Here is a 19,099-nt window from a genome sequence, read left to right as displayed (position 1 = left end):
CACTGAATTAGTTTTCGGTTTTGGTGTTCAACTTATCCAAGGTTGCCTGCTTAGCTTTTTGCAGTGCCAGCTCTTCCTCGCTCAGCTCTACACCTTCGACTTCGCTTCCTGCCACCGGCAAATTGCGCCACAGGAAGTAGCCGTAGAGCGCGGATAACGCAATAAAGACATATAGGCCCAGCATGCCAAGCATTGGTGAAATCAGGAAGTAAACCACCAAATCGGCGATGGCAGCCACAGCCAGTAGCAACCAGCCTTCGCGAACGCCGCGGGCAACCATGACGAAGGAAGCAAAAATGGCTGCGTCCGCAAAGTACATGACCCAGACTTCAGGCGTTGCGGAGAGGAAACCAGAGTTGAACAGGAATGGGCCAAAGCGAAGGGCGACAAGCAAGATCAAACCCACGACCATGCCGATTCCAGACCATAGGGTCACAGATGTTTTGGTCACCTCACGGGTGAACTTGCCGCGAAGTTTGAACTGCGAGAACCGCCAAAGCCCAAAAATAGGGAGCAACAACAGTGGGATCGCGTAGATCAAACCCATCAGATCGTACTGCAAGGCCGAGATCATCGGGCCGACAAATACCGAGAGGATTAGAGTCCACCAGCCCAGATCATTGCGATGCGCAAGCAAAATTGCGGAGACGAAAACTAACAACATGCTAGCGGCAGACAGCAGGATCTGAACGTAGGAACTACTGCCGTCCGCAGTAGTCATGAACAGGGTTTCTAAGATGGAATCCACGGTGCTCTTCACTCGATTGATTGGCAACGACAGGTGCAAAAGGCACCCCTTAGATGCTAGCGGTGAAACCTGTGAGTACGTGAATTCCCCAAGGTTGCATGTACCACAGGGCGTTAGATATTTATCGGTTGAAGACCAATGGGCCCTCTGTTCAACGAACAGAGGGCCCATCAGTGATTATGTAAGAATTCCTACTTCGCTACAGTATGCAGACCATCAAAGAGTAGCGATACCGCCTGGTTTTCCAACGACGAAGCTTCGATCGGGCCATCAACGCGATACCAGTCAACCACTGAGTTGATCATGCCGAACAGCAAACGAGCGGTGGAACGCGGTTCTAGGTCGTCTCGCAGTTTGCCGTCGCTTTGCGCCGCAGTGACCAATTCCGCCAACTGACGGTCCATTGCACGACGGCGTTGCAACGCATCGCGTTCCAACTCGGTATTACCGCGCAGGCGCAACAACAAGGTCACGTAAGGGCGCTTGTCGATCAGAATGCGGATGGTCGAACGTAAGAAAAATTCCAAACGTTCATCGGCGCTACCTGCGTGTGTGCGTACTTCGCTGATGACCGCTTCCAGTGGAAACAGTGCCTCATCTAAGGCCAGGCGGAGCAAATCCTCTTTTGAAGGAACATGGTGATAAATCGCGGACTTGCTAATGCCCAATCGGTCGGCGAGCTTGCCCATTGAGGTCGCGTCGTAGCCGTATTCATTAAAAGCCTCGACGGCAATTCTTAGTACGGTTTCCTGATCGTACCCGGGGCGCCCGCGTTTTACTGGGCGACTAGCAATGTCGGTTGTGTCCATGATGAATCGATTATTCCATGTCCCTGAGGATATTACTGGTTACGTAGGTCATAGATGCGCTTGAGTTTACCCATGGAACGTTCGAGAGACTCTGGCTCTACAACATCGATGGCGCAGGAAGAACCAATGTGGATCTTGATCAGTTTGGCCAATTCCTTGCCGGCAAGTGCTGCCTGCTCAGCGGTAGCATCCGAACGTCGCTCAACTTTTACTGCCAACTGGTCCATGCGGTCTGGACGCGTGAGAATCAGCTGGAAGTGAGGGGAGAGGCCTGGAACCTTCAAGATGAGTTCTTCAATCTGGCTCGGGAAGAGATTGACTCCGCGCAGAATGATCATGTCATCACTGCGTCCGGTAATACGTCCCATACGGCGGTGGCCCGGTCGAACACTGCCGGGAAGAAGGCGAGTCAGGTCGTGGGTGCGGTAACGGATAATTGGCAGGGCCTGCTTGGTCAACGAGGTAAAGACCAGCTCTCCGTGTTCACCGTCGCCTAATACCTTGCTGGAATCAAAGGCATCAATGATTTCTGGGCGGAAATGATCTTCCCAGATGTGGCTACCGTCTTTGCGTTCGTTAGATTCACCGGCAACGCCTGGGCCCATGACCTCTGAGAGACCATAAATGTCACAGGCATCGATGTTGAACATCTCTTCGAGCTCGTGACGCATTTCCTCGGTCCACGGTTCAGCACCAAGGACTGCGACCTTCAGCGAAGTATTGCGCGGATCCAGTCCCTTACGCTGCATCGCATCTCCGATGGTCAACAGGTAGGTAGGTGTGCACAGAATCGCATCCGGAGCGAAGTCTTGGATCAGTGAAATCTGCTTATCCGTTTGGCCACCGGACATGGGGATGACCGTGGCTCCCAAACGTTCGGCAGCAGCATGGGCGCCCAAGCCACCCGTGAAAAGTCCGTAACCGTAAGCATTGTGAACTTTCCAGCCTGGCTTCACTCCAGATAGGCGAAGGCACCGCGCCCCGAGCTTGGCCCAGTCGTCCAAATCCTTTTGGGTATAGCCCACGACTGTTGGTTGTCCGGTAGTCCCTGAAGACGCGTGGATCCTTGAGATTTCATGCTGGGGAACAGCAAACATTCCGAAGGGGTAGTTCTTGCGCAGGTCTTCTTTATCGGTGAAGGGGAAAAGCGCAAGATCGCCCAGTTCCTTCAGGTCCTCTGGATGAACTCCAGCGGCGTCGTATTTTTCTTTGTAATACGGAACGTTGGTGTAGGCGTGGTTCAGTGTTTCCTTGAGCCGTTCAAGCTGGATAGCTTCGATCTGATCACGACTCATGGTCTCTTCGGGATCCAATGGATTAGGAAGGGAATCGCGGCTGGAAGTCTGGGACATGGTGAAACTTTCGTGTGGAGTGAACTGAAGAGTAGGCGCTACTGGGGCTTGGGAACGGTGCGGGATCGGCCGCGGAATTCAGCCACGACTTCGGTGGTGCCCTCGGGTGATTCTTGGGTCACGGTAATGTCATAAACCCCGCTACGTCCTTGTTGCGAGACTCGTTTACCGGTGGCGGTGAGCGTTCGTCCTGGAATTGCCGGCCGTAGGAAGTTGATGTCTGCGCCGGAGGCGACGGTGATGTTCTGCTCGGAACCTTCTACTGGATTGCAACTTAACGCGAAGGCGGTATCGGCGAGGGCGAAGATCATTCCGCCGTGTCCAATGCCGAAACCGTTGAGCATTTCGGGGCGCAGCTCCATGGTGATGACAGCGTGCCCGTCACGTACTTCGATGACATTGATGCCCATCCACTGGGTGGCGTAGTCATTACGGAGAATGGCGTGCGGTACTGGTTCTTCTACTTGTGCTTTGGTCATCATTGTCCTTCGCCGATTTATTTACCGAACGATCATTAGGTAATAACATAATGTGAGCTAAGTCAAGTTTTGAAATGCTAAACAACGCTCTGTTGCGAATAAGAAGTGCAGACTAGTGGCGGAAGAGCTTTTCGTGCAGCCGAAGAATGAAGGGTTCCTTGACCCGGTTGTAATCCATGACGAGACCATCTTCGCCCTGCTCACGTAATAACTGAGCGGCCGCCTGACGCTTGACGCGGGCATACGCCGTTCGATCAACAGCATCGGTACGTAGATGCTCACGAAAGAGCATCATGCGTAGATATTCTGGGCTACCAACCGAAAACACATGGATATTGGCATCCATACGATCATGCTCAGCCCGTGGCTTGAACATGCGATGTGCATACCAACCGGGCTCGCGATGCCAAAACACTAGCCCCGCTTTTTCCAGTGCGGGAACGTAGCTGGCTTCATCATTGGCATCTAGTACCAGTAAGGCAATATCAATAATGGGTTTGGCAGCAAGACCTGGAACTGAGGTGGAACCAGTATGCTCGATGGCCATGGCGGCCGGGCCTAGTGCAGCCCTGATCGTTTCTGCGAGCACGTTGAACTCCTGTGGCCAGCTCTCAGAAGGATCCTCAAGGACAATTTTTCTCCGCATCAGTTGACCACCAACTGCCTCATACTCGGGATCTTCGTCCGGCTGACTGGTCAGCAGTGGAAGATAGGGCAGAGTGCACAGATAACGTGAAATTCCGGGCCACCGTGGATCTTCGGGGCCAGATGAGATGACGCAACCCAAAGACCGATAAAAATCGATGGCATCATCGTCCGTGGTGGCCCACACGCTTTTGTGGTGCACGGTGCGTAATTCTTCGACCACGGCTCGTCCCAAACCCCGCTGCTGGAATTCAGGAAGTACTGCTAGATACTCCAGACAGAGCGAATATCGGTCGCTGGGCCGATAAGCGGCCAGGGCTGTGATGGATTCATCCTCGGTGAAATGAGCCAGCACTTGAAGGTTCTGACATTCATCGAGCAAGTCTTCGAGTCCTTGTGCGCCCACAGGATCGGCGGCCAGCACCAATAACTGGCGTACCGACGGATCGTTACGATAGTCCTTGATGTTGATATGGCGCATGGCCGCTCCTCCTGTTTTCGGCTAGATGAGTTTGGTGCAGCCCAAGGCATCTAGGGCAAAGGCGTAATCCCACGCCCGCGACTTCCACGATTCGTAGCGGCCCGAAGCTCCACCGTGGCCACCATCCATCTCGGTCTTGAGCACAATCGGTGCATCCCCGGTTCCAACTTCGCGCAGCTTGGCCACCCACTTGGCTGGCTCGACGTAGAGCACGCGAGTGTCATTCAGTGATGTCACCGCGGCGATCTTGGGGTAGGCCTGGGCCGTGACATTCTCGTAAGGAGAGTAGGACTTCATGTAGTCATAGACTTCCTTGCTCTCAATCGGATTACCCCATTCTTCCCATTCCAAGGCGGACAGGGGAAGCTCTGGATCCAAGATTGACGTCAGTGCGTCAACGAAGGGAACCTGGGCGATGATCGCGGTGTACAGCTGCGGTGCCATATTCGCGATGGCGCCCATCAGTAGTCCACCGGCAGATCCGCCAAGAGCAACAATGCGGTGTGGATCAGCCCATCCGGCGTCAATCAAATACCGGGTGGAATCGATGAAATCGGTGAAAGTGTTTTTCTTGTGCAGCTTCTTGCCCTGTAGGTACCAGTCGCGACCCAATTCGCCGCCACCGCGTACATGCGCAATGACAAACACCACACCACGATCCAGCACGCTCAAACGAGGAATGCCGAAGCCCGGATCCATTGAAGCTTCGTAGGAACCATATCCGTAAATCAAGACCGGCTGCGGCACCGAGGTATCCAGATCCGCACGACGCATGATGGTCAGAGGAATCTTGGTGCCATCGGCGGCCGTGGCCCATTCGCGGGTGGACACGTACTTCGACGCATCATAATCGTTGACTGGCGTTTGTTTGCGTAGCACCAATGACTGATCTTCCAACCACAGGTCGTAGACGCGAGCTGGCGTGAAGTCCGCGGTGTAGCTAATGCGGATCAGTGGTGCATCAGGTTCAGCGAAGGTAGGTGAAGCGGTGAACAGCTCATCATCAAACTCTGGCTCGATGACCGAAGCCTGTTGCTCCGTGCCCAACCCTTCAAGTGGTAGCAGCTGGACGCGTTCGCAGGTGTCTCGACGGACCGAAAGGATCACGTGGGAACCGCTGAGCGCGGTGCCTTCAACCTTGACGGTGTTTTCATGGGCCACCACGGTCTGCCACTGTTCGGGTGTGGTGTGCTGCCCTAGCTGATCCAAGGAGGCCAGCGAAACCATGTTGTTCGGTGCCTGGTAATCGTGGGTAATGAGCGCTTGATCGGTACCCGGCATGAGGTCAATACCGTGCAACACTCGCAAAGTACGGGGAACCAACACGGTTACTTCAGCGTCTTGCGCCACCAGATCGAGCATGCTGGATTCTGAGTATTCAGAGTTGCCGCTGGAGATCATCAGAGTTTTGCGGTCCGGACTCAGCTCGAAGCCCAACCACATTCCGGGGTCGTTTTCTTCAAAGACCAGTTGATCCTGGGAAGCATCGGTACCGAGGCGGTGCGCGCGAATCTGATGTGGGCGCCAGGTCTCGTCGACGACGGTGTAGAAAACGGTCGAGGAATCAGGGGAGAATGCAAGCCCATAAAAGACGCCTTCAATGACATCGGGCAAGAGTTCCCCGGTGTTCAAATCCTTGATGTACAGGGTGAAGCGTTCGTCGCCGGCGTTGTCCACACAGTAGGCCAGCAGGTTCGCTTCTTCGTTCAGTGCCATGCCACCCAGGGAGAAGAATGGTTGGCCCTCGGCTAGTGCATTGCCATCGAGCAAAACTTCTTCGGCGGGCAAGCTGTGTTCCGGGTCGATGACCGGTGGGGTCCAATCGGCCACCAGATCCGAGGAATCGTTTGCTTTGACTCGGCACTGCACCGTGTAGGGCTTGCCCTCGGCAGAACGGGTGAAATACCACCAGCCGCGGCGACGTACTGGAACCGACAGATCGGTCTCTACGGTACGTTTCTTGATCTCGTTGAAAAGTTCATCGCGCAAGGGTTGCTGGTTGGAGGTGACTGCATCGGTGTACTCATTCTCGGCTTTAAGGTGGTCGATCACCTCAGGGCTGGACTTTTCGCGGAGCCACTCATAGTTGTCGATGAAATCATCATCATGGAAGCTGCGAGTAGTCGGACTCTGCACGGCGCGCGGTGGAATAGCGGTCAACGATGGTTCAGTCATAACCCTATTCAATCTCACCTCTGTGACTGTTGGACACAAGCTATGCTCAGCGCGGACAGATTCGCCAGATCCAAAACTGAAAACCTGTGGCAACGAGGGACAAAGGGTTCCGGCTAGACTTTATTGCGCTTAGGCTTGCTGGAATAGGAACCTATCTGCAGCTTGGGCCACTCGCCCTTCAGCACGAGAAAGCGATCATCAGTGGAAAAGAAACAAAGAGTTGCCTACACCGGGCGCCTGAGGCGATGGGTTGCCGCCGCAACCATTGGCCTAATGGCCCTGGTTGTTGGCGCACCATCTGCAATGGCCCAAGGCAGTGAAAGCGTCGAAGGTCAGACCTACGTTATTGGTACCGATACCACCTTCGCCCCCTTCGAATTCCGCAAGGATGGGGAACTGACCGGTATCGACATGGATATTCTGAACGCGATTGCCGAAGATCAGGGTTTCAAGGTTGAAGTCCGCTCGCTCGGTTTTAGCGCTGCCCTAGCTGCCTTGTCGGCTAACCAGGTGGACGGCGTGATCGCAGGCATGTCGATCACCGATGAACGTAAAGCAATTTATGATTTCTCCGAGCCTTACTTCGAGTCCGGCGTTCAGATGGCCGTGGCCCAAAATAATGAGGACGTCAAAAGCTATGAAGATCTTGATGGCAAGACGGTAGTAGCTAAAACTGGCTCCGAAGGTGAAACCTACGCGAAGTCCATTTCTAAGGAATATGGGTTCACCGTCAAGTCGCTAGATCAGTCGGCAACGATGTACGAGTCAGTCAAGGCCGGTTCAGCAGTGGCGGTCTTCGATGACTATCCGGTGCTGGCCTATGGCATTGCGCAGGGCAATGGGCTGAAGACCGTGACCGATAAGGTTCCCGGCGGATCCTACGGCTTTGCAGTTAATAAGGGCGAGAACACCGCGCTGCTGGCAGCCTTTAATGACGGCCTAGCCGAGTTGAAGGCAAGCGGCGAGTACCAGAAGATCCTCGATGAGTATCTCGCAGATCCAAGCGCTGCAGTTCCGAGTAACTTCTTTGACCTCGTAGTGAAGTCCTTCCCAGCGTTGATGAGCGGTTTGTGGCACACCCTGCTAGTCACCGCGATCTCCTTCGCCATTGCGATGGTCTTGGGCTTACTCTTCGGCTTCATGAAGATCTCCAGCAACATCGTATTGCGCGGTATTGCCACGACCTTCGTGAACATCTTCCGCGGAACCCCATTGTTGCTATGGGCGTTCATGTTCTACTTCGGCCTGCCACAGCTGTTGCACGTTGATATCAGCGTGTGGACCGCGGGTGTTTTGACCCTGTCGCTGAACGCTGGCGCCTACGTGGCTGAAATCGTGCGCGGTGGTATCCAGTCGGTGGATCCAGGACAGCTTGAAGCATCACGTTCGCTGGGTCTGGGCTACGGCAAGTCGATGCAGAAGGTCGTGGTTCCGCAGGCCTTCAAGATGATGACTCCGTCGCTGATCAACCAGTTGATCATCAGCCTGAAAGACTCGTCGCTTCTATTGGCCATCGGCTTCGGCGAACTGCTCTACCAAGGTCAGCAGATCTACGCAGCGAACTTCCGCGTCACCGAAACCCTGCTCATTGTGGGTGTCATCTACTTCATCGCCATCATGGCCCTAACCAAGCTGGCTAACTACGCCGATCGGAGGTTCAACAAATGAGCACTGAAACTGTCAAAAGCTCCGAGGTGAAAATTCAGGTCAAAGACCTGCACAAGTCATTCGGCTCTAACAATGTCCTCAAGGGTATTGATATTGATATCCGTGAAGGCGAAGTCGTGTGCGTGATTGGGCCTTCGGGTTCCGGTAAGTCCACCCTGTTGCGGTGCCTGAACAAGTTGGAAGATATCACCTCCGGCAAGGTGGTCGTTGACGGTTTTGATGTCACCGATCCCAAGGTGGATATCAATGAAGTCCGCCGTCACGTGGGCATGGTGTTCCAGCACTTTAACCTCTTCCCACACATGTCCGTGGCCGAGAACATCATGCTCGCCCCGGTGGAACTAAAGAAGATGAACAAGGCACAGGCGCGTGAACGTGCCCTAGAGCTGCTGGAGCGCGTTGGCCTGCGCGATAAAGCGGATGCTCGGCCGGTCTCGTTGTCCGGTGGTCAGAAGCAGCGTGTGGCCATCGCCCGAGCCCTAGCTATGGCTCCTGGCATCATGCTCTTTGATGAGGCCACCAGTGCTCTTGACCCGGAGATGGTCGGTGAAGTGCTCCAAGTTATTAAGGAGCTGGCCGAGTCGGGTATGACGATGGTCTTGGTGACTCACGAAATGGGCTTTGCCCGTGAAGTGGGTGACCGCGTGATCTTTATGGCTGATGGTGTCGTCTGCGAGCAGGGGGAGCCTGAGCAGCTCTTTGGTAACCCTCAACAAGAACGCACCCGTGACTTCCTTTCCAAGGTTCTCTAGCGTCTAACCTAGTGGTTTCTTCAAAAGCCGTACTGTCCATTCCAGCTTGTTCTGGGCATGGGCAGTACGGCTTTTTGCGTGAGGAAGCTTACTGACTTTTGACGTCAATGTGCTTGAAGGTTCAAGTTGATGTGAATAGCGTGGGGTAGGAAAACGAGCTGGAACCCCTGGCCGGAAGTCTCTATTTAGGAGCTAGACCATGACCACGTTGGAAAATAATCACCGCTTGCTTGCCGCGGCGCAGATCGTCTTGCGCTTGGCGATCGGTTTCCTCTTCGCAGCTCACGGATGGCAAAAATTCTCACAATTCACCATCGCGGGTACCACTGCCAGCTTTACCGAGATGGGTGTCCCGGTGGCAAACCTTGTCGCGCCTGTCGTGGCAACCTTGGAACTTGTTGGCGGTATTGCGTTGATTCTTGGTATCGCAACTCGAATCTTCGGAGCTCTCTTGGCTCTGGATATGTTTGGCGCTATTGTTTTGGTTCACGCCCAAGGTGGCGTTTTTGTTGCTGAGGGCGGTTTTGAACTAGTCCTCGCACTGGGTGCAGGTGCAGCTGCCTTGGCATTGATGGGTCCAGGTAGCTGGGCATTGGATCGACTGTTTGTTCGCCGAAAGGGCGCGCAGCGCGATTCAGTTAACGCCTAGTTGATAGTGCTTTAGGCAAAACCCCAAGGAATCTTCCTTGGGGTTTTGCTTTACCTGGGCAAGCCATGTTGACGTGATGGAGCGCACTCTGACATACTGAACGAACGGTCAGTATGTAATTTGTAATCGATGAGGTGAACCCATGGCTCCGACCACACCGCAGGAACCGGGACTAAGTGCCGTCCCTAGCTACGAAGAAGAGCAGTCTAAAGCTCGCTTTGATGCCTTGATTGATCAGGACTCCCGCGTGGAACCACGCGACTGGATGCCTGAGCCCTACCGCAAGACTCTGACCCGCCAGGTCTCCCAGCATGCGCACTCTGAAATTATTGGCATGCAGCCAGAAGCTAACTGGATTACCCGCGCTCCATCGTTGAAGCGCAAATCCATTTTGATGGCCAAGGTGCAGGATGAAGCAGGCCACGGCCTATACCTGTACTCCGCCGCTGAAACCCTAGGTACCAGTCGCGACGAGCTCAACGAGCAACTACTGACCGGCCGTGCAAAGTACTCGTCAATCTTTAATTACCCGGCTCGTTCCTGGGCTGATATGGGTGCCATTGGATGGTTAGTCGACGGCGCAGCTATCGCAAACCAGGTACCGCTGTGCCGTGCATCCTACGGACCGTATGGCCGTGCAATGGTACGTATCTGCAAGGAAGAATCCTTCCACCAGCGTCAAGGCTTTGAAATCCTGCTTTCCTTGTCCCGGGGAACTGAGGCGCAGAAGAAGATGGCCCAAGACGCCATTAATCGTTTTTACGAGCCATCGCTGATGATGTTTGGGCCACCAGATGACCAGTCGCCTAACTCCCAGCAGTCCATGGCTTGGAACATCAAGCGATTCTCCAACGATGAACTGCGCCAGCGCTTCGTGGGCATGATTGCAGAACAGGTCAAGGTTCTGGGGATGACCCTGCCAGATCCAGAACTGCACTATGACGAAGAGAAGAAGCAGTGGATCCACAAGGATTTGAACTGGGATGAGTTCATGGCAGTGATCAAGGGCAATGGCCCGGTGAACTCCCAGCGTCTAGAACGTCGCCGCGAGGCACACCGCGAAGGCGCATGGGTCAGGGAAGCAGCATCGGCGTACGCCGCAAAACAAGCACAGAGCGAGGTCGCCTAATTATGAGCCAGTCAAACAATTGGCCTCTATGGGAAGTTTTTGTCCGTTCCTCCCGAGGTCTCTCGCATGTTCATGCTGGGTCCTTACATGCACCAGATGAACAGATGGCGGTACGCAATGCCCGTGACCTGTACACCAGGCGCAATGAGGGAGTCTCCCTCTGGGTAGTGAAGTCATCGGACATTATTAGCTCTGATCCGGATGAAAAGGATTCGTTCTTTGAATCGCCACAGGGCAAGGATTATCGCCATGCCACGTACTACAAGGCCAGTGAAGGGGTGAAGCACCTGTGAAGCACGAAGAACTAGATGCCGCCCTGGACAGCTTCGGCGATGCGCTGGCATCAGCCACCCGCGTTACCCCCGGCAACGCATTGCGCCCGGAAGACATTGCGGTTGACGGCGTTGCACCGAGTGACGAGGTTGCGCAGTATGCGCTGACCCTGGGCGATGACGCACTGATCCTGGCCCAGCGGTTGGCACATTGGATTTCACGAGCACCGGAACTAGAAGAAGACGTTGCAATGGGCAACATTGCCCTAGACATCCTCGGTCACGCCCGCTCTTTCCTTACCTATGCCGGACTGGCCTGGGATAAGAGCGAAGACGACTTGGCGTACTGGCGTGAAGAAGAAGAATTCACTTCACTATGGATCGTCGAACAGCCCAACGGACACTTCGGCGTCACAATTATTCGGCAGCTCATCGTTTCCATCTACCAGCACCTGCTTTACCAAAAGCTGGCTACTTCCCAGGATGAAACCCTCGCAGCCATCGCGGCCAAGGCAGTCAAAGAAGTGGACTACCACCGTGACCATGCGATCCAGTGGACCATTCGCTTAGGTCAAGGCACCGAAGAGTCAGCCCAGAAGATGCGCCATGCATTAGAAATTCTCTGGCCCTATGTTGATGAAATGTTCCGCGACGAACCGGTTCATCAGAATCTGGAATCAATTGCAGTTCTCCCATCATCTTTGCGAAATGCCTGGCAGGAAGAAATCTCGGCCGTGTTGGCTGAAGCTGGTTTGGAAATTCCAGCAACCGGTCAAGCCATGGCTTTTGGCCGTCGCGGTGAGCACTCCGAGCACCTTGGCTATTTGCTAGCCGAAATGCAAGTACTTGCCCGCAAACATCCCGGCGCCAGCTGGTAACCACACATTAAGCCCAAGAGGGGGAGCAGTCTTGAGCAAACTGATCGCTGACACCACAAAGCTGTTCGCCATCGCCGCGAACGTTAACGACCCAGAAATTCCCGTGCTGTCCATTGCGGATCTCGGGATTCTGCGAGAAGTTACTCTCGACGATGATGGACAGGTGCAGGTTGTCATCACACCTACGTATTCCGGATGCCCTGCCATGGACGTGATCACCGAAGATCTGCACCGGGTATTTGAGCAAGCCGGGTACAACAAGGTGGACATCAAGCTCGTGCTGACGCCTGCCTGGTCGACTGACTGGATGAGCGAGGAAGGCAAAAAGAAGCTCGAAGAATACGGTATTGCTCCGCCGACCGGGCGGGGCCATGCTGGGCGCATCACCCTAGGTATGAGCGTGAAGTGTCCGCGGTGCCACTCGCTCAATACCCGTGAACTAGCCCGCTTCGCATCGACTTCTTGTAAAGCGCTCTATACCTGCAAAGACTGCTTGGAACCCTTCGACTACTTCAAGGTGCTCTCATGACCGAACAACAAACTTCCACACGCCGTAGGGCCTCATTTCATCGCCTCACCGTTTCGAACGTGCGCCGACTGACCAAAGATTCCATCGAAGTAACCTTTGATATTCCCGAAGCACTCAGCGATGAATATGACTATGTAGCCGGCCAATACGTGGCATTACGCAAAGAACTGCCCAATGCGGAAGGTGAACTCGTAGAGCTGCGTCGCTCTTACTCGATCTGTGCCGCACCGACCGGCGATGAAATCAAGGTTGCTATCAAGCGCGACCTTGGCGGTCTCTTCTCTACCTGGGCTAACGAAGAACTCACCGCTGGCAATCAGATTGATGTGATGAGCCCTGCTGGTGCATTTATTTCCAAGCACAAGCTCACCGAGATCAACGATCCAACGAAGATCAATACGACCAGCCAGGACCGATTTGTGGCCGTTGCAGCTGGCTCGGGTATTACCCCCGTGTTGGCCATTGCCCGCACGATCCTCGAAGCTAATGATCATTCTCGCTTTGATCTGATCTATGCGAATAAAGCGGCTATGGACGTCATGTTCTTAGAAGAGCTAGCGGATCTGAAAGATCGGTATCCATCACGACTGGCATTGCACCACGTGCTCAGCCGAGAACAGCGCATCTCTCCTTTGCTCTCGGGACGCATTGACGCGGAAAAGCTGAGCACCCTGTTGACCAATGTCGTGCAGGCTCCAACAGTTGATGAGTGGTTCCTCTGTGGGCCATTCGAACTTGTTCAGCTGGTCCGAGATCAACTTACGGCCTTGGAAGTCCCGGCCGAAAAGGTTCGTTTCGAACTCTTTACTACGGGTGAGCCGAACAAACCACAGGGACACATTGGACGCCCAGTGACGGTGGATGAAAACGAGGAAAGCTATGAGATTAGCTTTAACCTCGATGGGCTCAAGGGTGAAGTGAAATCCCCAGTTCGCGCAAACGAAACGGTGCTGAATGCTGCTTTGCGAGTGCGTCCGGATGTTCCTTTTGCTTGTGCCGGTGGCGTGTGTGGTACCTGCCGTGCCAAGGTGACCTGTGGTTCGGTGACGATGGCCGAAAACTATGCGTTGGAGCCAGAAGAAGTCGAAGCCGGCTACGTGCTGACCTGCCAGTCGCATCCAACCAGCGAAAAGCTCACCGTCGATTTTGACGCCTAGGAAGGTTCACGAACCATCATGATCGAATTGACGATTGCTGACTCAATTGCTCGCGTGGTGCTTAACGCACCGCAGAAGATGAATTCCTTAGACGAAGCGGCACTGGCTGAGCTTGCTGAAGCCTATGACACTGCGGCTGCTGGAGTTGCCGATGGAAGCGTTCGCGCGTTGATACTCACCGGCGAAGGCCGGGGATTTTGTGCAGGACGAGATATCTCTGGCGTGAATCCGGCAGATGATGACGTCATCGGCTATTTGGAAGGTAAGGTACAACCCTTACTTGAGAAGATGTCGACCTTTCCGGCACCAACCTTTGCCTTGGTACAGGGAGCTTGTCTGGGCGTCGGACTGGGTCTAGCGATCGCCACCGACGTGGTCTATGTCGCCGAGAATGCAAAAATTGGGTCGCCCTTTGCCAATCTTGGGGCAACCCTTGACTCCGGTGGCCATTGGTTGCTGACCGAGCGCCTGGGGGCTCACCGCACCTTGGACATGATTTACACGGCCGAATTGATTTCTGGTGCTGAAGCCGTGCGCTCGGGCCTGTTTTCGCGGGCGTTCCCTGCGGAGGAACTTGTGAGTCGTTCTGAAGCATTGATCGGAAAAGTCGCTCGGGGTGCTACCCAAGCCTTTGTTGCTTCAAAGCAGCTCGTGCAAGAAATTCGTGACCAGCGTGTTGGGCTCTGGGCTTCTATGGCTAACGAAAATCGTGCTCAAGCTGCCCTATGCGACACGGCAGACTATGCCGAAGGATTTAAGTCTTTCCAGGAGAAACGACAGCCAGTATTCACTGGCAAGAAGTAAACCCAGAGAATTCAGTTCTCAAATACAACATGAAGCTGCTTCCAAGGCCGATGGTTCTCTGTGAACCTATGGTCGGGGGAGCAGCTTCTTGTGTTCTCGGTCTAGCGAGTATCGGTGTCCTCGAAGATCAAATGAGTCTGTGTGTCGAGCACGGTGGGAAGTGCTTGTAGCTCTTCGAAAACTACGCGCCGTAAATCGAGATTATCTTTAGCACGCACCAAAAGAATCACGTCAAAGTTTCCACCGACCAGACCAATGTGCTGGACCTCCGGGATCGAGGCAAGGTGATTGCGTAGCTCTCTCCACGAGTGTTGGCGAAGCTTCAACGTGACGTAGGCGCTGGCCTTGAGCCCAGCTTTGACTGGGTCAACCACGGCCGTATAACGCGTGATCACCCCGGCATCTTGTAACTTGGCGATCCGTGAATAGGCATGGGCACGTGACACGTGAACTTTTTGCGCCACCGTTGTTACCGACTGGCGCCCGTCACGGGTTAATTCTGCCAATATGGCCCGGTCAACATCATCAAGTTTAAGTTCCGCTTCCGCGGCCATAACTCCCCTTTTCAATGTGTCTGACGTCTCAGCGCTAAACACAATTTAATGCAACGTTTCGTCCACAAGTATACGTATCTGATTCTCAACTTTCCATGATTTCCGACCCGACTGGATACAGAATGCAATCGCTACGCATAATTGATTGCAAATGATGTTTAGGTGAACTGAGTCACAAGGGTGTGTGCCCGTGGACTGAGCCCAAAAGATGGAAGGTGGGGGAGATGAGCGCGGACGCAACCTCGGATCGAATTTCTGAAGTCAGCAAAAAGTTCGGCATTAGCCCAGAAGACTACATGCTGCCAGCACGGCACATGATCAACCTGTTGAACCCGGATGGAACACTACGCCCGGAGAATGAACAGGGCACCGAACCAGGTCACGAGTATCCACTGCCTTCCCCAGCCAGACTCATGGAAGCCTACGCCGCACTCGTCACCGGCCGCCGAGTCAACGACCAGAACTCGGCACTAGTCCGCCAGGGCCGCATGGCCGTATACCCATCAAGCCACGGCCAAGAAGCATGCCAGATCGCAGCCGCACTTTGCCTTGAAGAAAACGACTGGCTCTTCCCTACGTATCGCGACACGGTAGCCGTGCTGACCAAGGGCGTTGCGCCGATGGAAGTGATGACTAGCTTCCGTGGCGAATGGCATTGTGGTTATGACCCTAAAGCCTACAAATGTGCGCCGATGTCCACCCCACTGACCACCCAGCTCTTACACGCGGTGGGAGTTGCACACGCAGCCAAACTACGCGGTGAAAATACCGTAGTCGTCGCGATGTGCGGTGACGGCGCCACCAGTGAAGGCGACTTCCACGAAGCACTGAATTTTGCTGCAGTATTCAATCTGCCGGTGATCTTCTTTGTGCAGAACAACAAGTACGCCATCTCCGTTCCACTCTCTCAGCAGAGCGCAGCCCCATCACTCGCACACAAGGCTGTGGGCTACGGCATGGCCGGCGAGCGCGTGGATGGCAACGACTTGATGGCTCTGATGGCCATCATGACTCGTGCCGTTCGTATGGCCCGCGAAGGTAACGGTCCACTCTTGATTGAAGCCCACACCTACCGTATGCAGGCTCATACCAACGCGGATGATGACAAGCGATACCGCGAAGACTCCGAAGTCCAGGCGTGGATCGCCAAAGACCCGGTGACACGAATGAAGGCCTACCTCGAAGACGCCGGCCTACTCACTGATGAAGCCGCTGACAGAATCGCGCAGGATGCCGAAGAAGTTGCCAAGACGCTGCGCGATGGCATGAATCAGGATGCCAATACGGATCCTCGTGAACTGTTTGAACATGTCTATTCCACCAAGAGCACTCAGCTCGCAGAGCAGCAAGCACTACTTGCTGACGAACTAGACCGTGAGGAGGCCTAAGTTGACTGCCACGACATCGAGCGTGAATCCGAACGTGAGCGCCGCTACCGCCCGAGCGGCTGCAAAAGCTGCCAACGAAAACCAGCCGGTGACCTTCGGCAAGGCCTTGAACACGGCGCTCGCCGACGCATTGGTTGCCGATGAGTCCGTCGTCATTTTTGGTGAAGACGTAGGAACCCTAGGCGGTGTCTTCCGTATTACAGACGGTCTGACAGCACGCTTTGGGTCGGAGCGTTGTTTTGATACTCCATTGGCCGAGTCGGGAATTGTTGGAATGGCCGTAGGCATGGCCATTAACGGTATGCGCCCAGTCATCGAGATGCAGTTTGATGCTTTCGCATACCCGGCCTTTGAACAGGTTGCATCGCATGTGGCCAAGATGCGCAACCGTACTCAGGGCAAATTGTCCTTGCCAATGGTGATCCGCATTCCGTACGCCGGTGGAGTCGGCGGCGTGGAGCACCACTGCGATTCTTCGGAAGCTTACTACGCCCATACGCCAGGACTAAAAGTGTTCACGCCATCCTGCGTGGAGGACGCTTACCTGATGTTGCGTGAAGCCATTGATTCGGATGATCCAGTGGTCTTCTTTGAACCTAAGAAGCTGTATTGGTCCAAGGAGCAGGTAGACCTTGAAGATCTAGCGCGCTCCTATGAAGCGCAAAAGAGCGCTCGGACCGAGGGGCGTGCACGTATTGCTCGCGCCGGTAGTGATGCCACGTTAATTACCTATGGGCCAAGCGTCTCCACTGCCTTGGACGCAGCCAAGATGGCCGCCGAAGAAGGCATCAGCTTAGAAGTTGTCGACATTCGTAGCATCGTCCCCTTCGACGATGAGACTGTGAGCGCCTCGGTGCGTAAGACTGGCCGCGCCATTGTAGTGGCCGAAGCACAAGGATTCGCTTCTGTGGCCAGCGAAATCGTTGCACGAGTGCAGGAACGTTGTTTCCATTCACTGGCTGCTCCGGTCTTGCGTGTGACCGGCTTTGATATTCCGTACCCAGCTCCGACACTGGAGAAATTCCACCTGCCTAGCGCAGAACGCATCCTCGATGCCGTTGACCAGCTTCAATGGGAGGCATAAATGACTGTCAAAACTTTCCTGCTGCCCGACCTCGGTGAAGGACTGACCGAGGCAGAGCTTGTACGCTGGATGGTTGCAGCTGGTGACAATGTCGCAGTGGATCAGCCGATTGCTGAAGTTGAAACTGCCAAATCACTAGTAGAGATTCCTTGCCCTTTTGAGGGCGTTGTATCGACCCTGCACGGTGAAGCCGGTCAGATGATGTTGGTTGATGAGCCTTTTATCTCTGTGAATACTGGTGGGGAGGAAGCCTCAACTACTCCAGAGGCTCCTAGCGAGCGGGCTCAGTCTTATCGCGAAGAAGAACTGGCAGGAACTCAGGCTCCATCCGAAGACACCGAGGGCGATTCTGAAGCAGATGAGGGCAGTGGCAACGTGCTCATCGGATACGGAACTGGTTCCGCGCAGCGTAAGACTAGTCGTCGACGCAAGCCACGGACCGCGGTCGGTGGGGCCAGAGCAGCCGTTCAGGAACCGAGCGAAGCAGTTCGCGTGATCAATCCATTGGTCCGCAAGCTGGCACGCGAGAATTCACTAGACATCAATTCGGTGAAGGGCAGCGGTCCGCAGGGACTGATCCTGCGTTCTGATGTTGAAGCCGCATTGGCTGGTTCTAATACCGACACCTCTATGAGCGCACCTGTGACCGAGACTGCTGCGCAGTCCGAGGCTCCCGCGGCGTCTGCACGCCCAGAGCAGGTAGCAGCAATGGGCGAGGCGGATTCCCGTACTGGTCTGCCAGTGGCTTCATCACAGGTTCTTTCCGGTGTTCGCAAGACTATTGCTAACGCCATGAGCACTTCGCGTCGCGAAATCCCTGAGGCCACCGTGTGGGTCGATGTGGACGTGACCAAGCTGCTGAAACTGCGGTCTAAGATCAAGGAAGCTGATGGGCGGGCGCCGAGCGTCATGGCCTTGATTTCACGATTCGCCGTGGCTGGACTGCAACGCTTCCCAGAACTTAATAGCCGAATTGATACCGAGGCTAATGGCGCCCTACGCCATACCCTTTTCGAAGGGGTTAATCTTGGTTTCGCTGCGCAAACCGACCGTGGTTTGGTAGTACCGAATGTACGCGATGCTCATAAGCTCAATGCTCAAGAGCTATCTGCTGAGTTCGCTCGCCTCGCCACGGTTGCTCGTGAAGGCAAGGCCTCAGTGGCTGATCTTTCCGGAAGCACCTTCACCATCAATAACTACGGTGTGTTCAACGTCGACGGATCGGCAGCTATCATCAATTATCCTGAGGCAGCAATTCTCGGCATCGGACGCATCATCGAAAAACCATGGGTGGTCAACGGCCGGCTTAAAGTCCGTTCTGTCTGCGAACTGACATTGAGCTTTGACCATCGGGTTTGTGATGGCGGGACTGCTGCTGGGTTCCTGCGCTACGTTGCTGACGCGATGACCGACCCTAAACGAGCCTTAGCGACTCTCTAACAAGAGCTTTCGATACCTTGATACTTTGTCAAGGGTTGCTGATGCCCGCCAAACCAATCCGGTTTGGCGGGCATCATTCTTAATGCTGAAATTTCCGCACGAGTTG

19 protein-coding genes are annotated in these 19,099 nt (G+C 54.5%); 12 read left to right on the top strand and 7 right to left on the bottom strand.

Features of this window, described 5'->3' with window-relative positions; genetic code table 11:
* Window positions 1-7: 7 nt before the first annotated feature.
* The 6 genes from QMQ05_RS12100 to QMQ05_RS12075 form a co-directional block, all read right to left on the bottom strand.
* Window positions 8-748, bottom strand: a complete 741-nt coding sequence (locus tag QMQ05_RS12100) for a nicotinamide mononucleotide transporter (RefSeq protein WP_345470325.1) — start codon at window positions 746-748, stop codon at window positions 8-10.
* A gap of 191 nt (window positions 749-939) precedes the next feature.
* Window positions 940-1,557, bottom strand: a complete 618-nt coding sequence (locus QMQ05_RS12095; protein ID WP_058254976.1) for a TetR/AcrR family transcriptional regulator — start codon at window positions 1,555-1,557, stop codon at window positions 940-942.
* A 32-nt stretch (window positions 1,558-1,589) separates the two neighbouring features.
* Window positions 1,590-2,909, bottom strand: a complete 1,320-nt coding sequence (locus tag QMQ05_RS12090) for a phenylacetate--CoA ligase family protein (protein ID WP_345470322.1) — start codon at window positions 2,907-2,909, stop codon at window positions 1,590-1,592.
* 38 nt (window positions 2,910-2,947) lie between these two features.
* Entirely contained in the window at window positions 2,948-3,391 is a 444-nt protein-coding gene (gene paaI / locus QMQ05_RS12085; RefSeq protein ID WP_434063142.1) for a hydroxyphenylacetyl-CoA thioesterase PaaI, read from the bottom strand.
* 109 nt (window positions 3,392-3,500) lie between these two features.
* Entirely contained in the window at window positions 3,501-4,514 is a 1,014-nt protein-coding gene (locus tag QMQ05_RS12080) for a GNAT family N-acetyltransferase (protein ID WP_345470320.1), read from the bottom strand.
* 21 nt (window positions 4,515-4,535) lie between these two features.
* Window positions 4,536-6,689, bottom strand: a complete 2,154-nt coding sequence (locus tag QMQ05_RS12075; protein WP_345470318.1) for a S9 family peptidase — start codon at window positions 6,687-6,689, stop codon at window positions 4,536-4,538.
* Window positions 6,690-6,890: 201 nt separating this feature from the next.
* Here QMQ05_RS12075 and QMQ05_RS12070 point away from each other — a divergent pair, with 201 nt between their 5' ends.
* The 9 genes from QMQ05_RS12070 to QMQ05_RS12030 all read left to right on the top strand — a co-directional run bounded on the left by QMQ05_RS12070 (window position 6,891) and on the right by QMQ05_RS12030 (window position 14,527).
* The gene (locus QMQ05_RS12070) at window positions 6,891-8,357 is read left to right on the top strand and encodes an amino acid ABC transporter substrate-binding protein/permease (protein ID WP_434063141.1); all 1,467 of its coding nucleotides are present in this window, start codon (window positions 6,891-6,893) and stop codon (window positions 8,355-8,357) included.
* The gene (locus tag QMQ05_RS12065) at window positions 8,354-9,109 is read left to right on the top strand and encodes an amino acid ABC transporter ATP-binding protein (RefSeq protein ID WP_058254971.1); all 756 of its coding nucleotides are present in this window, start codon (window positions 8,354-8,356) and stop codon (window positions 9,107-9,109) included. Before QMQ05_RS12070 ends, QMQ05_RS12065 begins: the two co-directional genes overlap by 4 nt.
* 199 nt (window positions 9,110-9,308) lie before the next feature.
* Window positions 9,309-9,758: a DoxX family protein gene (locus QMQ05_RS12060; RefSeq protein ID WP_334122648.1), complete on the top strand. Its 450-nt coding sequence runs from the start codon at window positions 9,309-9,311 to the stop codon at window positions 9,756-9,758.
* 142 nt (window positions 9,759-9,900) lie between these two features.
* On the top strand, window positions 9,901-10,887 hold the full coding sequence (gene paaA, locus QMQ05_RS12055) for a 1,2-phenylacetyl-CoA epoxidase subunit PaaA (protein ID WP_334122649.1): 987 nt from the start codon (window positions 9,901-9,903) through the stop codon (window positions 10,885-10,887).
* Window positions 10,888-10,889: 2 nt separating this feature from the next.
* The gene (paaB, locus tag QMQ05_RS12050) at window positions 10,890-11,180 is read left to right on the top strand and encodes a 1,2-phenylacetyl-CoA epoxidase subunit PaaB (protein WP_141686263.1); all 291 of its coding nucleotides are present in this window, start codon (window positions 10,890-10,892) and stop codon (window positions 11,178-11,180) included.
* Window positions 11,177-12,037, top strand: coding sequence for a 1,2-phenylacetyl-CoA epoxidase subunit PaaC (gene paaC / locus QMQ05_RS12045; RefSeq protein WP_345470313.1), 861 nt, complete (start codon window positions 11,177-11,179; stop codon window positions 12,035-12,037). The genes paaB and paaC overlap by 4 nt, the downstream gene beginning before the upstream one ends.
* Before the next feature lie 31 nt (window positions 12,038-12,068).
* The gene (gene paaD, locus QMQ05_RS12040; protein WP_345470311.1) at window positions 12,069-12,566 is read left to right on the top strand and encodes a 1,2-phenylacetyl-CoA epoxidase subunit PaaD; all 498 of its coding nucleotides are present in this window, start codon (window positions 12,069-12,071) and stop codon (window positions 12,564-12,566) included.
* Window positions 12,563-13,723 carry a 1,2-phenylacetyl-CoA epoxidase subunit PaaE gene (paaE, locus tag QMQ05_RS12035; protein ID WP_345470309.1) on the top strand — a complete coding sequence of 387 codons (1,161 nt, stop codon included), beginning with the start codon at window positions 12,563-12,565 and terminating at the stop codon, window positions 13,721-13,723. The genes paaD and paaE overlap by 4 nt, the downstream gene beginning before the upstream one ends.
* 18 nt (window positions 13,724-13,741) lie before the next feature.
* The gene (locus QMQ05_RS12030; protein ID WP_345470307.1) at window positions 13,742-14,527 is read left to right on the top strand and encodes an enoyl-CoA hydratase/isomerase family protein; all 786 of its coding nucleotides are present in this window, start codon (window positions 13,742-13,744) and stop codon (window positions 14,525-14,527) included.
* 101 nt (window positions 14,528-14,628) lie between these two features.
* Here QMQ05_RS12030 and QMQ05_RS12025 read toward each other — a convergent pair whose 3' ends face one another.
* Window positions 14,629-15,081, bottom strand: a complete 453-nt coding sequence (locus tag QMQ05_RS12025) for an Lrp/AsnC family transcriptional regulator (RefSeq protein WP_334122653.1) — start codon at window positions 15,079-15,081, stop codon at window positions 14,629-14,631.
* Between the two features lie 224 nt (window positions 15,082-15,305).
* Between QMQ05_RS12025 and pdhA the strand changes: the two genes are divergently transcribed.
* The 3 genes from pdhA to QMQ05_RS12010 are packed head-to-tail and all read left to right on the top strand — an operon-like array spanning window position 15,306 to window position 18,993.
* Window positions 15,306-16,469 carry a pyruvate dehydrogenase (acetyl-transferring) E1 component subunit alpha gene (gene pdhA / locus QMQ05_RS12020; protein ID WP_345470304.1) on the top strand — a complete coding sequence of 388 codons (1,164 nt, stop codon included), beginning with the start codon at window positions 15,306-15,308 and terminating at the stop codon, window positions 16,467-16,469.
* A gap of 1 nt (window position 16,470) precedes the next feature.
* Entirely contained in the window at window positions 16,471-17,553 is a 1,083-nt protein-coding gene (locus tag QMQ05_RS12015) for an alpha-ketoacid dehydrogenase subunit beta (protein ID WP_345470302.1), read from the top strand.
* The gene (locus QMQ05_RS12010) at window positions 17,554-18,993 is read left to right on the top strand and encodes a dihydrolipoamide acetyltransferase family protein (RefSeq protein WP_345470300.1); all 1,440 of its coding nucleotides are present in this window, start codon (window positions 17,554-17,556) and stop codon (window positions 18,991-18,993) included.
* Window positions 18,994-19,099: the final 106 nt, after the last annotated feature.

The organism is Glutamicibacter sp. B1, assembly GCF_039602135.1.
Lineage (GTDB): Bacteria > Actinomycetota > Actinomycetes > Actinomycetales > Micrococcaceae > Glutamicibacter > Glutamicibacter ectropisis.
The sequence above is the reverse complement of the archived record's forward strand: the minus strand, read 5'-3'. Positions and strand labels throughout refer to the sequence as shown.